Source organism: Pseudomonas sp. WMBT8 (genome assembly GCF_050916005.1).
In the GTDB taxonomy this organism is placed as follows: Bacteria; Pseudomonadota; Gammaproteobacteria; order Pseudomonadales; family Pseudomonadaceae; genus Aquipseudomonas.
On sequence record NZ_CP188096.1, the window covers coordinates 135,581 to 150,531 of the forward strand.

1 protein-coding gene is annotated in these 14,951 nt (G+C 58.1%); it reads right to left on the minus strand.

Annotation, left to right across the window (positions count from 1 at the left end):
• Positions 1–132: 132 nt before the first annotated feature.
• A complete protein-coding gene (locus ACO77H_RS00640; RefSeq protein WP_432754845.1) occupies positions 133–14,712 on the minus strand; it encodes a retention module-containing protein in 14,580 nt (4,859 codons plus the stop codon).
• Positions 14,713–14,951: the final 239 nt, after the last annotated feature.

Below are 14,951 nucleotides of genomic sequence, written 5' to 3' on the forward strand. Positions count from 1 at the left end.
ACAGCCTGTCAGCAGCATAGGCCAACGGAGCGCGATTGGGCGTGAGTATGCCGTGCAATCGTTGCCCCATGCCAGCGAACGGTGGCCGCAAATGAATCGGCCGCCTCAAGAGGCGGCCGGGTCATTGGTTCATTAGGTGTGATCGACCTTGATGGTCGGGTCAGCACCACTGATCAACGAATTGATCGTCTGCCCGGACCAGTTGTTACCTTCCAGCTTGATCGTCACATCCGCGTTGGCCAGGCCGCCGGCAGCGTTGAGCTTGCCTTCGGAACTGATCTGCAGCGTGGTCACGTTATCCACCGTGGTCAACTTCAGGAAGTTGTCGATGGTGCTGTCGGTTTCACCTTTGAGCAGGTCGCGCAGGTCGATACGGTCGCCTTCCGAGGCCTTGAAGTCCTTGATCACGTCGTTACCGACGTCACCGGATCTCCAGACGAAGGTATCGGCACCGGTACCGCCGATCAGGATGTCATTGCCCTGGCCGCCGATCAGCGTGTCGTTACCCGTGCCGCCCAGCAGGATGTCGTTGCCCTTGCCCCCGTCCAGGTAGTCGTTGCCGCCCTGGCCGAACAGGATGTCATCACCCGAGCCACCCAGCAGGGTGTCATTACCGTCCTTGGCACCCGAGGTATTGAACTCGTTGTAGTGCTCGGTGATGTACTTATGCACATCCTGGCCGGTGACGGCAGCAACCGCCACGCCGTTTTTCCCTGCCACGTAGGACTGGATAGCGTTGTAGCCCTCGCCGGTAATGCCCGGGAAGCTCACCAGGTCGCCAAACAGGATGTCGTTGCCGTCACCCCCATCGACACGGTCGGCACCCGGCAGGGTGGCTTCGCTGCTACCGAGGATGGCGTTGGCCAGATCCTTGGGATCGATGTTGGCTTGTGGCTTGTTATCGCTGTCGTACGGTTTCAACTGATCCAGGCTGACGCCACTGTTGAGGCCGATGGCTTCGACACCGCCGGTGGACAGGCCCTTGAGCAGTGCAAATGCGCTATTGGAGTTGGCGGTGGTGGCGGTGTCGGTATAGTTGCCATAACCGTCGCGCACCGACAGCTCAAAAGTGCCATCCCCTTGGGCGTGGATGACTCCCGGGTTGTACTGCGACCAGCCCCCGTTGTTGATCCAGAGCGTCATTTTCCCGACAGCATCAATATCAATCAGGTGAGTCGAGTCGATAGTGATCCTGGTGGCGGTGCCTAAGGTGTAGTTGTTCATGTTGACGACATCATCCAGCTTGACGTTGCCGTACAAGGTCGGGTTGCCCTGCTCGCTGCGTTGGTAAAACGTCGGCTGGCCATCGGTGATGAAGTACGTTGTGTTGATTGCGCCAGTATTACTGGTCGCCTTGGCACTGTTGAAGAAGTTGGATGCGGCCTTGAACACGTCTTCGTAGTTGGTCCCGCCTTCAGACACCATCGAGTCCAGGACTTTCTGCAGGGCAGCCAGGGCGCCTGGGTCTTTCAGGTTGACCGTAACGGTCTGGTTGACTTGGGAATCGAAGTCGGCAAGGAAGATGTTCACGGTGCCAGAGGTGCTGGAGCCGATACTGTTTTTCAGTGAGTTGAACACGGTGGTCAGCGAGGCTTTCGCCGCCGCCACCGAGTCGTCGCCCATACTGCCCGACGTATCGATCATGAACGCGATGTTGTAGTTCTTGCCCTGGACCACGTTCAGGCCCGAAACGTCCGCCACAATGATGTCGTTGCCACTGGTACCGCTGACGTTGTCATCGCCCGAAGTCGCCGTGCTCCCGCTGTAGGTTGCCGGGTACACCTTGACCGGCAGATTAGCCACGGTTTGGGCCGAGCCGCCGAGGCTTTCGGTGGAGGTCGAGGTCACGGTCAAGTTGTACTGGCCGCTGGTGTAAGGCAGTGGCTTGAGGCTCAGGTTGTTGAGGTTCCAACCGGTGACGTCCACCTCGGTATGGCCCTGGGTCGCGGTGAAGGTATGCCCGGCACCATCGCTGAGCACTGCGCCCACCGGAATGCTGCCAATCTTCACGCTCAGGGTTTCAGAACCGTCGGTATCGGTCAGGCCGGTGGTGACCTTGGTCAGTTTGACCGTGCCGTTTTCCAGCCCTTCGTTGAGCTTGTACGCGTCGTAGTAGCCCTGGCCGTTGGTGCCGTGTAGGTCAGATACCTGCGCGCCGGCGCTGATCAGGTCGTTGATGCCGGTGTAGATCGGCATCGTGGTGTTGCTCAGGTTGGTTGCGGTGCCACCGTTGACCGACAGCTTGAGATCAAAGCTGCCCGGACCTGATTGGTTGGCATGGTAGATATCAATGCTGTAGTAGCCGTTGCTGGTCGGGGTGAACGTACCGTTGAACTGGCCGGAGTTGGAGCCCCAGGTACCGCTGGCCACATCTTTGCCGCCGATATTGACCAGGATGCTGTCATCGCCGTAGCCGCTGAAGGTGTACGACTTGCCGGCTTCCAGGTAGATCAGGCCGGAGGTCTTCGAACCGGCACCGCCAGGCACATCTGCAGTAGGTAGGACGGTGGTCGAAACCGTCGTGCTGGTTGGCGTGCCGGCGTTATCGATGGCGTTTTTCAACACGGTCGGCGAGGCGCCGTTGCCGTTGGTGCCCAGGTTCGCAATGCTGTTCCAGCTCTGCTTGGTCAGGCCGACCGACGCAATGTTGTTATCGGCAACGCTCAAGGTCGGCGCATCTGCAACCGGGGTGATGTCGACTTTCACGGTGGTGCTGGTGCCCAGGTCCTTGCCATCGGTTGGCTGGAACTTGAACTGTGCGTAGTCCGCCTGCTTGTTGCCCACACCCGTGCCGCCGTAGCCGTCGGCTCCGGATTCGTTGGCGTTTGGCGTGAAGCGCAACTGGCCGCCGTCGATCTGCGCCTTGGTGAAGGTCTGGCCGGCGGTCACGTTGGTCCAGGTCGTGCCGTCCGCTGCCAGGTACTGCAGCTTGCCGGCCACCGGCAGCTCGGTGATTTTCACCCCGAGGCTGGCCTGCGGGGAATCCACATCGGTGACCCCAAAGTTGGCCCAGGTCAGCTTCAGCGGCGTGTCTTCGGTGCCGGTGACGGCACTACCAGTGGCAACCGGTGCGTCGTTGACCGCCACTACGTTGACCGTGGTAGTCGCCACGTTCGAGTAGTTGCCGCCATCGGTCACGGTCACGGTGATGGTCCGTGGCGTGGTGCTTGGGTCTTCGCTGCTGTTGCTGAACGTGATGTTCTTGATCTGCAACATGTAGTCAGCCAGCGACGCCGTACCGGTGAGGGTCAGGGTGATCTTGCCGGTGACAGGGTCCGTGACCGGGGTCACGGTAATGCCCGGGACGCTGGTGTAGCTCAACGAATCGTTCGGCTGAGTATTGGTCAGCACCACCGTGGCGCCCGTCAGCTGGGTGCTGTCCGGGTCGGTGATGCGGATGTCGGTGTCAGCAATCGACACGCCAGTGCCGCCTTCGGTGAACGTGGTCTTGAAGTCGTTACCGGTGGCGCCGCTGGAGTTGTTGGCGTCCAGGTCGATGGCCGGTGGTGCGTCGTTGTCGATGATCGACGTTTCGATTTTACCGTTGGTGGTGCTGATAGCCAGGTTCTCGAAATTGCCGCCGGAGGTCCCGGAGATACTGATCTCGAACTTCTCCGTAGGCTCGGTCAGCTTGTCGTCGATGGTCTTGATATCGAACGTCGCGCTGCTTTGGCCGGCCGGAATCTTCACGGTGTACACGCCGTTGAAGTCCGAACCGTCCTGGGCCACGCCTTTATACGAGAGCGTCACCGTGACTTCGGTGGCTGCCGGCTGGGTCAGGTTCAGCGTGTAGTGAGCGGTCTGGCCTTCGGTAACCGAGGTATCGCCCGCGATGGTGATCACGGTGTCGTTCGTCACGTCCGTTACCTTGGTAACCACTGGCGTGCCGACCGGGATCAGGTTTTCATACTTGTCGCCACCGCTGACCACACTAGTGATCTTGGCGGAAATGTCCTTGGCGCCGATGTAGAAATCATTCGGCGCGGTGAAGTTGGCAGTGCTGCTGGTCTTGCCATTACCGATGGTAATGATCAAGTTGTTGTCCAGCTTGATCACCAGGTCGGAACCCACGTTGGTCACGGCCACGCCGTTCTTGTCTACCAAACTTGCGGTGTAGACGATCTGGCCGCCCTCGGCGACGCTGGTGGTGGCTGTCAGCACAACCTTCACATCGTCGATCGTGTCGTTGATCTGCGTCGTTGCGCCATCGCCTGCAACCACGAGTTTCTCGAAGTTGCCGCCGTCGGTACCGGTGATCTTGACGGTCTGGGTGCTCTTGTCGATGAACACGTCATCGCCTGGAGCGTCCACTGTCACGGTGCCGACGGTTTCGCCAGCCTTGATGGTGATGGTTTGCTTGTTATCGAGCGTCAGGGTGACGTCGGTATCCGCTTTATTAGAAAGCGTGGCGGTGTAAGTGATCTTCCCGCCTTCACTCACTTCCGACGGAGCCGTCAGGGTCACTGTCGTGGTGTTATCGGTACCTGGGGTATCAGTAACAGTCGTGGTGACCTTGTCAGTCCCCGGAACCAGATTTTCAAAATGCTCGCCACCGGCGACTTCTTTAATGCCGGTAGTGACAGTCTGGTCGCCTTTGTACACGTCGTCCGGAGCCACAACCGAGACAGTACCGCTCGACTTGTCCACACCGATGGTGATGACCTGGTTGTTATCCAAGGTGATGGTCAGCGGACCCGTGGTGTTAGTGACGGGTGCGCCGTTTTTATCCACAAGGCTGGCGGTGTAGACGATCTGGCCGCCTTCACCCACGGTTTTGGTCGCGGTCAGCACCACATCGACCTTGTCGATGGTGTCGTTGATGGTGGTAGTCGCGCCATCGCCTGCAACCACGAGCTTCTCGAAGTTGCCACCGTCAGTCCCGGTGATCTTGACGGTCTGGGTGCTCTTGTCGATGAACACGTCATCGCCTGGAGCGTCCACTGTCACGGTGCCGACGGTTTCGCCAGCCTTGATGGTGATGGTTTGCTTGTTGTCGAGTGTCAGGGTGACGTCGGTATCCGCTTTATTAGAAAGCGTAGCGGTGTAGGTGATCTTGCCACCCTCACTCACTTCCGACGGAGCCGTCAGGGTCACTGTCGTGGTGTTATCGGTACCTGGGGTATCAGTAACAGTCGTGGTGACCTTGTCAGTCCCCGGAACCAGGTTCTCGAAGTGCGCGCCACCGGTGACTTCCTTGATGCCGGTAGTAACGGTTTGGTCGCCTTTGTAGACGTCGTCCGGCGCTACAACCGAAACGGTACCGCTCGACTTGTCCACACCGATGGTGATGACCTGGTTGTTATCCAGAGTCACAGTCACAGGGCTGGTGATGTTGGTTACCGGCGCACCGTTCTTATCCACCAAGGTGGCGGTGTAGACGATCTGGCCGCCTTCACCGACAGTTTTGGTCGCGGTCAGGATCACATCGACTTTGTCGATGGTGTCGTTGATCTGCGTCGTTGCACCGTTGCCCGCAACCACGAGTTTTTCGAAGTTGCCGCCGTCAGTACCGGTGATCTGGACTGTTTGGGTGCTCTTATCGATGAACACGTCATCGCCTGGAGCGTCCACTGTCACGGTGCCGACGGTTTCGCCGGCCTTGATGGTGATGGTTTTTTTGTTGTCGAGGGTCAAGGTGACGTCAGTGTCAGCCTTGTTGCTCAAGGTAGCGGTGTAGGTGATTTTTCCACCTTCACTCACTTCCGACGGAGCCGTCAGGGTCACAGTCGTGGTGTTATCGGTACCTGGGGTATCAGTAACAGTAGTAGTGACCTTGTCAGTCCCCGGAACCAGGTTCTCGAAGTGCTCGCCACCGGCGACTTCTTTAATGCCGGTAGTGACAGTCTGGTCGCCTTTGTAGACGTCGTCCGGCGCTACAACCGAAACGGTACCGCTCGACTTGTCCACACCGATGGTGATGACCTGGTTGTTATCCAGGGTGATAGTCAGTGGACCAGTGGTGTTAGTGACGGGTGCGCCGTTTTTATCCACAAGGGTGGCGGTGTAGACGATCTGGCCGCCTTCACCGACAGTTTTGGTCGCAGTCAGCACCACATCGACCTTGTCGATGGTGTCGTTGATGGTGGTAGTCGCGCCATCGCCTGCAACCACGAGTTTCTCGAAGTTGCCGCCGTCAGTGCCGGTGATCTGGACGGTCTGGGTGCTCTTGTCGATGAACACGTCATCGCCTGGAGCGTCCACTGTCACGGTGCCGACAGTTTCGCCGGCCTTGATGGTGATGGTTTGTTTGTTGTCGAGGGTCAAGGTGACGTCGGTGTCAGCCTTGTTGCTCAAGGTGGCGGTGTAGGTGATTTTTCCACCTTCACTCACTTCCGACGGAGCCGTCAGGGTCACTGTCGTGGTGTTATCGGTGCCCGGTGTGTCAGTCACGACGGTGGTGACTTTATCGGTACCTGGAACCAGATTTTCAAAGTGCTCGCCACCGGCGACTTCTTTAATGCCGGTAGTAACGGTTTGGTCGCCTTTGTAGACGTCGTCCGGCGCTACAACCGATACGGTACCGCTCGACTTGTCCACACCGATGGTGATGACCTGGTTGTTATCCAGGGTGATGGTCAGCGGACCAGTGGTGTTAGTGACGGGTGCGCCGTTTTTATCCACAAGGGTGGCGGTGTAGACGATCTGGCCGCCTTCACCGACAGTTTTGGTCGCAGTCAGCACCACATCGACCTTGTCGATGGTGTCGTTGATGGTGGTAGTCGCGCCATCGCCTGCAACCACGAGTTTCTCGAAGTTGCCGCCGTCAGTGCCGGTGATCTGGACGGTCTGGGTGCTCTTGTCGATGAACACGTCATCGCCTGGAGCGTCCACTGTCACGGTGCCGACAGTTTCGCCGGCCTTGATGGTGATGGTTTGTTTGTTGTCGAGGGTCAAGGTGACGTCGGTGTCAGCCTTGTTGCTCAAGGTGGCGGTGTAGGTGATTTTTCCACCTTCACTCACTTCCGACGGAGCCGTCAGGGTCACTGTCGTGGTGTTATCGGTGCCCGGTGTGTCAGTCACGACGGTGGTGACTTTATCGGTACCTGGAACCAGATTTTCAAAGTGCTCGCCACCGGCGACTTCTTTAATGCCGGTAGTAACGGTTTGGTCGCCTTTGTAGACGTCGTCCGGCGCTACAACCGAAACGGTACCGCTCGACTTGTCCACACCGATGGTGATGACCTGGTTGTTATCCAGGGTGATGGTCAGTGGACCAGTGGTGTTAGTGACGGGTGCGCCGTTTTTATCCACAAGGGTGGCGGTGTAGACGATCTGGCCGCCTTCACCGACAGTTTTGGTCGCAGTCAGCACCACATCGACCTTGTCGATGGTGTCGTTGATGGTGGTAGTCGCGCCATCGCCTGCAACCACGAGTTTCTCGAAGTTGCCGCCGTCAGTGCCGGTGATCTGGACGGTCTGGGTGCTCTTGTCGATGAACACGTCATCGCCTGGAGCGTCCACTGTCACGGTGCCGACGGTTTCGCCGGCCTTGATGGTGATGGTTTTTTTGTTGTCGAGGGTCAAGGTGACGTCAGTGTCAGCCTTGTTGCTCAAGGTAGCGGTGTAGGTGATTTTTCCACCTTCACTCACTTCCGACGGAGCCGTCAGGGTCACAGTCGTGGTGTTATCGGTACCTGGGGTATCAGTAACAGTAGTAGTGACCTTGTCAGTCCCCGGAACCAGGTTCTCGAAGTGCTCGCCACCGGCGACTTCTTTAATGCCGGTAGTGACAGTCTGGTCGCCTTTGTAGACGTCGTCCGGCGCTACAACCGAAACGGTACCGCTCGACTTGTCCACACCGATGGTGATGACCTGGTTGTTATCCAGGGTGATAGTCAGTGGACCAGTGGTGTTAGTGACGGGTGCGCCGTTTTTATCCACAAGGGTGGCGGTGTAGACGATCTGGCCGCCTTCACCGACAGTTTTGGTCGCAGTCAGCACCACATCGACCTTGTCGATGGTGTCGTTGATGGTGGTAGTCGCGCCATCGCCTGCAACCACGAGTTTCTCGAAGTTGCCGCCGTCAGTGCCGGTGATCTGGACGGTCTGGGTGCTCTTGTCGATGAACACGTCATCGCCTGGAGCGTCCACTGTCACGGTGCCGACAGTTTCGCCGGCCTTGATGGTGATGGTTTGTTTGTTGTCGAGGGTCAAGGTGACGTCGGTGTCAGCCTTGTTGCTCAAGGTGGCGGTGTAGGTGATTTTTCCACCTTCACTCACTTCCGACGGAGCCGTCAGGGTCACTGTCGTGGTGTTATCGGTGCCCGGTGTGTCAGTCACGACGGTGGTGACTTTATCGGTACCTGGAACCAGATTTTCAAAGTGCTCGCCACCGGCGACTTCTTTAATGCCGGTAGTAACGGTTTGGTCGCCTTTGTAGACGTCGTCCGGCGCTACAACCGAAACGGTACCGCTCGACTTGTCCACACCGATGGTGATGACCTGGTTGTTATCCAGGGTGATGGTCAGTGGACCAGTGGTGTTAGTGACGGGTGCGCCGTTTTTATCCACAAGGGTGGCGGTGTAGACGATCTGGCCGCCTTCACCGACAGTTTTGGTCGCAGTCAGCACCACATCGACCTTGTCGATGGTGTCGTTGATGGTGGTAGTCGCGCCATCGCCTGCAACCACGAGTTTCTCGAAGTTGCCGCCGTCAGTGCCGGTGATCTGGACGGTCTGGGTGCTCTTGTCGATGAACACGTCATCGCCTGGAGCGTCCACTGTCACGGTGCCGACAGTTTCGCCGGCCTTGATGGTGATGGTTTGTTTGTTGTCGAGGGTCAAGGTGACGTCGGTGTCAGCCTTGTTGCTCAAGGTGGCGGTGTAGGTGATTTTTCCACCTTCACTCACTTCCGACGGAGCCGTCAGGGTCACTGTCGTGGTGTTATCGGTGCCCGGTGTGTCAGTCACGACGGTGGTGACTTTATCGGTACCTGGAACCAGATTTTCAAAGTGCTCGCCACCGGCGACTTCTTTAATGCCGGTAGTAACGGTTTGGTCGCCTTTGTAGACGTCGTCCGGCGCTACAACCGATACGGTACCGCTCGACTTGTCCACACCGATGGTGATGACCTGGTTGTTATCCAGAGTCACAGTCACAGGGCTGGTGATGTTGGTTACCGGCGCGCCGTTCTTATCCACCAAGGTAGCGGTGTAAACAATCTCGCCGCCTTCACCCACGGTTTTGGTCGCGGTCAGCACCACATCGACCTTGTCGATGGTGTCGTTGATGGTGGTAGTCGCGCCATCGCCTGCAACCACGAGTTTCTCGAAGTTGCCGCCGTCAGTGCCGGTGATCTGGACGGTCTGGGTGCTCTTGTCGATGAACACGTCATCGCCTGGAGCGTCCACTGTCACGGTGCCGACAGTTTCGCCGGCCTTGATGGTGATGGTTTGTTTGTTATCGAGGGTCAAGGTGACGTCAGTGTCAGCCTTGTTGCTCAAGGTGGCGGTGTAGGTGATTTTTCCACCTTCACTCACTTCCGACGGCGCCGTCAGGGTCACTGTCGTGGTGTTATCGGTACCTGGGGTATCAGTAACAGTCGTGGTGACCTTGTCAGTCCCCGGAACCAGGTTCTCGAAGTGCTCGCCACCGGCGACTTCTTTAATGCCGGTAGTGACAGTCTGGTCGCCTTTGTAGACGTCGTCCGGAGCCACAACCGAAACGGTACCGCTCGACTGGTTCACGCCAATGGTGATGACCTGGTTGTTATCCAGAGTCACAGTCACAGGGCTGGTGATGTTGGTTACCGGCGCGCCGTTCTTATCCACCAAGGTAGCGGTGTAAACAATCTCGCCGCCTTCACCCACGGTTTTGGTCGCGGTCAGCACCACATCGACCTTGTCGATGGTGTCGTTGATGGTGGTAGTCGCGCCATCGCCTGCAACCACGAGTTTCTCGAAGTTGCCGCCGTCAGTGCCGGTGATCTGGACTGTTTGGGTGCTCTTATCGATGAACACGTCATCGCCTGGAGCGTCCACCGTCACAGTACCGACGGTTTCGCCAGCCTTGATGGTGATGGTTTGTTTGTTATCGAGGGTCAGGGTGACGTCGGTATCCGCTTTATTAGAAAGCGTGGCGGTGTAGGTGATTTTTCCACCCTCACTCACTTCCGAAGGAGCCGTCAGCGTCACTGTCGTGGTGTTATCGGTACCTGGGGTATCAGTCACGACGGTGGTGACTTTATCGGTACCTGGAACCAGATTTTCAAAGTGCTCGCCACCGGCGACTTCTTTAATGCCGGTAGTAACGGTTTGATCGCCTTTGTACACGTCATCTGGAGCCACAACCGAGACAGTCCCGCTCGACTGGTTCACACCGATGGTGATGACCTGGTTGTTATCCAGAGTCACAGTCACAGGGCTGGTGATGTTGGTTACCGGCGCGCCGTTCTTATCCACCAAGGTAGCGGTGTAAACAATCTCGCCGCCTTCACCCACGGTTTTGGTCGCGGTCAGCACCACATCGACCTTGTCGATGGTGTCGTTGATGGTGGTAGTAGCGCCATCGCCTGCAACCACGAGTTTCTCGAAGTTGCCACCGTCAGTGCCGGTGATCTGGACTGTTTGGGTGCTCTTATCGATGAACACGTCATCGCCTGGAGCATCCACTGTCACGGTGCCGACGGTTTCACCGGCCTTGATGGTGATGGTTTGTTTGTTATCGAGGGTCAAGGTGACGTCAGTGTCAGCCTTGTTGCTCAAGGTGGCGGTGTAGGTGATTTTTCCACCTTCACTCACTTCCGACGGCGCCGTCAGGGTCACTGTCGTGGTGTTATCGGTACCTGGGGTATCAGTAACAGTCGTGGTGACCTTGTCAGTCCCCGGAACCAGGTTCTCGAAGTGCTCGCCACCGGCGACTTCTTTAATGCCGGTAGTGACAGTCTGGTCGCCTTTGTAGACGTCGTCCGGAGCCACAACCGAAACGGTACCGCTCGACTGGTTCACGCCAATGGTGATGACCTGGTTGTTATCCAGAGTCACAGTCACAGGGCTGGTGATGTTGGTTACCGGCGCGCCGTTCTTATCCACCAAGGTAGCGGTGTAAACAATCTCGCCGCCTTCACCCACGGTTTTGGTCGCGGTCAGCACCACATCGACCTTGTCGATGGTGTCGTTGATGGTGGTAGTCGCGCCATCGCCTGCAACCACGAGTTTCTCGAAGTTGCCGCCGTCAGTGCCGGTGATCTGGACTGTTTGGGTGCTCTTATCGATGAACACGTCATCGCCTGGAGCGTCCACCGTCACAGTACCGACGGTTTCGCCAGCCTTGATGGTGATGGTTTGTTTGTTATCGAGGGTCAGGGTGACGTCGGTATCCGCTTTATTAGAAAGCGTGGCGGTGTAGGTGATTTTTCCACCCTCACTCACTTCCGAAGGAGCCGTCAGCGTCACTGTCGTGGTGTTATCGGTACCTGGGGTATCAGTCACGACGGTGGTGACTTTATCGGTACCTGGAACCAGATTTTCAAAGTGCTCGCCACCGGCGACTTCTTTAATGCCGGTAGTAACGGTTTGATCGCCTTTGTACACGTCATCTGGAGCCACAACCGAGACAGTCCCGCTCGACTGGTTCACACCGATGGTGATGACCTGGTTGTTATCCAGAGTCACAGTCACAGGGCTGGTGATGTTGGTTACCGGCGCGCCGTTCTTATCCACCAAGGTAGCGGTGTAAACAATCTCGCCGCCTTCACCCACGGTTTTGGTCGCGGTCAGCACCACATCGACCTTGTCGATGGTGTCGTTGATGGTGGTAGTAGCGCCATCGCCTGCAACCACGAGTTTCTCGAAGTTGCCACCGTCAGTGCCGGTGATCTGGACTGTTTGGGTGCTCTTATCGATGAACACGTCATCGCCTGGAGCATCCACTGTCACGGTGCCGACGGTTTCACCGGCCTTGATGGTGATGGTTTGTTTGTTATCGAGGGTCAAGGTGACGTCAGTGTCAGCCTTGTTGCTCAAGGTGGCGGTGTAGGTGATTTTTCCACCTTCACTCACTTCCGACGGCGCCGTCAGGGTCACTGTCGTGGTGTTATCGGTACCTGGGGTATCAGTAACAGTCGTGGTGACCTTGTCAGTCCCCGGAACCAGGTTCTCGAAGTGCTCGCCACCGGCGACTTCTTTAATGCCGGTAGTGACAGTCTGGTCGCCTTTGTAGACGTCGTCCGGAGCCACAACCGAAACGGTACCGCTCGACTGGTTCACGCCAATGGTGATGACCTGGTTGTTATCCAGAGTCACAGTCACAGGGCTGGTGATGTTAGTCACCGGCGCGCCGTTTTTATCCACCAAGGTCGCGGTATAGACGATCTCGCCGCCTTCACCCACAGTTTTGGTCGCGGTCAGCACCACATCGACCTTGTCGATGGTGTCGTTGATCTGCGTTGTCGCCCCACCCGGTGCGATATCAAGCTTCTCGAAACCGCCACCCACGACGTCCGGATTGATCGTGACGTTGATCGGGCCTGCATCTTTGAATACGTCGTCGCTCGGTGCCTTGGACGTCACCTGGCCGGTCGTCTCGCCCTTGGCGATAGTGATGACGTCACCATTGCTCAAGGTCAGGGTCAGGTCGCTGCCGGCCTTGTTGCTCAAGGTCGCGGTGTAGGTGATGTTGCCACCTTCGTCGGCCTCGCCTGGCGCAGTCAGGGTGACGGTGGTGGTGTCGGTGGTGCCGGGTGTGTCGGTCACGGTGGTGTTGACCGGCGTGGTGCCAGGCACCAGGTTCTCGAAATGCGCGCCGCCGGTCACATTGGTGATAGCGGTGGTGACGGTCTGGTTGCCCTCATACACATCGTTTGGCGCAACAGTGCTGGCAGTGCCCGCGGATTGGCCGACGCCAATGGTGATGGTCTGGCCATTGTCCAGCGTCACGGTCAACGGATTGGTGGTGTTGGTGACCGGGTTACCTGCCTTGTCCACCAGCGATGCGGTGTAGACGATCTGGCCGCCTTCGCCCACGGTGGTTGTGGCGGTCAGGACCACATCGACCTTGTCGATGGTGTCGTTGACGGTGGTGGTCGCGCCATCGCCTGCCACTTCCAGTTTTTCGAAGTTACCGCCATTAGTCTCGACGATCTTTACCGTTTGCGTGCTTTTGTCGACAAACACATCATCGCCCGGAGCATCGACGGTGACGGAGCCAACGGTTTCACCTGCCTTGATGACGATGGTCGAACCGTTGTCCAGCTTCAGGGTAACGTCGGTGTCCGCTTTATTGGACAGCGTGGCGATGTAGGTGATCTGGCCGCCTTCGCTGACATCGCCAGGCGCAGTCAGCGTCACCGTGGTGGTGTCGACCGAATCGGTGATGGTGGTGACGGCTGGCGTGGTGTTGGGCACCAGGTTTTCAAAGTTGCCACCGGTTGTGCCGGTGATGGTCGTCGTGACGGTGCTGCCGTTGACGTAGACGTCGTTCGCCGGGGTGTCGACCACCACGGTACCCACGGACTCGCCGGCCTTGATGGTGATCACCGAACCGTTGGACAAGGTCACGGTCACCGGGGTTTGCGCCGGGTTGGTCAGCGTCGCGGTGTAGGTGATCTGGCCGCCTTCGGTGACCGTGTTGGTCGCGGTCAGGGTTACGCCGGTGTCGTCGACCGAGTCGGTAATCGTCGTGACGGCTGGTGTGGTGTTGGGCACCAGGTTTTCGAAGTTGCCACCGGTTGCCCCGGTAATGGTGGTGCTGACCGTACTGCCATTGGTGTAGACATCGTTGGCCGGCGTGTCGACCACCACCGTACCGGTGGACTTACCCGCCTCGATGATGATGACCGAGCCGTTGCTCAAGGTAATGGTGACAGGCGTCTGCGCCGGGTTGGTCAGCGTCGCGGTGTAGGTGATCTGACCGCCTTCGGTCACCGTTTCGCCTGCTGTCAGGGTCACGGTGGTGGTGTCGATGGTGTCGGTGATCTGGGTAACTGCCGGCGTCGGGTCGACGGTCACGATCAGGTTGTTACCGCCAGTGGTGCCGGTGACGGTGACGCTGATCTGGCCTGGATCGATGTAAGGGCTGTCGTTGGGCGCCAGGGGCACATTCACGGAGCCAGTCACCTGGCCGGCCGGGATGGTGATCACCGCGCCGTTGGACAGGGTGACGGTCAGGTTGCTGGTAGACGGCTGGGTCACCGTGGCGGTGTAGGTCAGCACGCCGCCGGCTTCGGTGATGGTCGGGGTGGCGCTCAGCGACAGGGTCGACGGCAAAGGTGCTGCCGTGAGGGGATCGGTCGGCTGCCCGCCGAGTTCGTTGGTCAACGCATTGGTACCGAACCCCAGGCCTGCCGTCGGGAAACCAATGGACGGATCAACCGAGCCAGCCGTCTCATTGAGCATCACAAAGCTGTGGCCGCCACCGGCAGCGCCCGTGCCAGAAGCTGTCGCGCCTGCGGCAGTGGCTTCCAGGTCGGTGGTCGGGTCAGCGCCGGCGGCAATGGCCTGCTGCAGTTCGGCAACCGAAGGCGCGGCCTGTGCGGTGGCTTGGCTCAGGTCGGTGCTGGAGTCGGGCGCGTTGGCGCTCCACTGGGTATCACGGCCCAGGTCCAGGGTGCGGCCATCGGCCAGCTCCAGGCTGACGGCGCCCGACATGCCGGTGTCTATCTGGTCGCCGGCGAACAGGCGATCACCCTCAACAAGCACCCGACGGGCGCCTTCCGGAGAAATGACGAAAACTTGGCCAACAATGCTTTTGACGATTGCAACAACACTGCTCATTGAAGATTTCTCCGGCGATCCATTCTGTGGGTGTTCCTGTGGCTGAGACCCTATGGGATTCATCAACCTGGGAAGTGCGTAGTTTATAAAACGGGTGACGTCAAATAATTGGCTATATTTTTTGGCGATTTACTTTATGCCAAACTATTGACCTTATTGGCGCCATCCTAAACAATCGCCTCGCTAATGTCACATTGATATTCACGCGGCGAACCGTCCTACATGTGTGAACCAGTTCC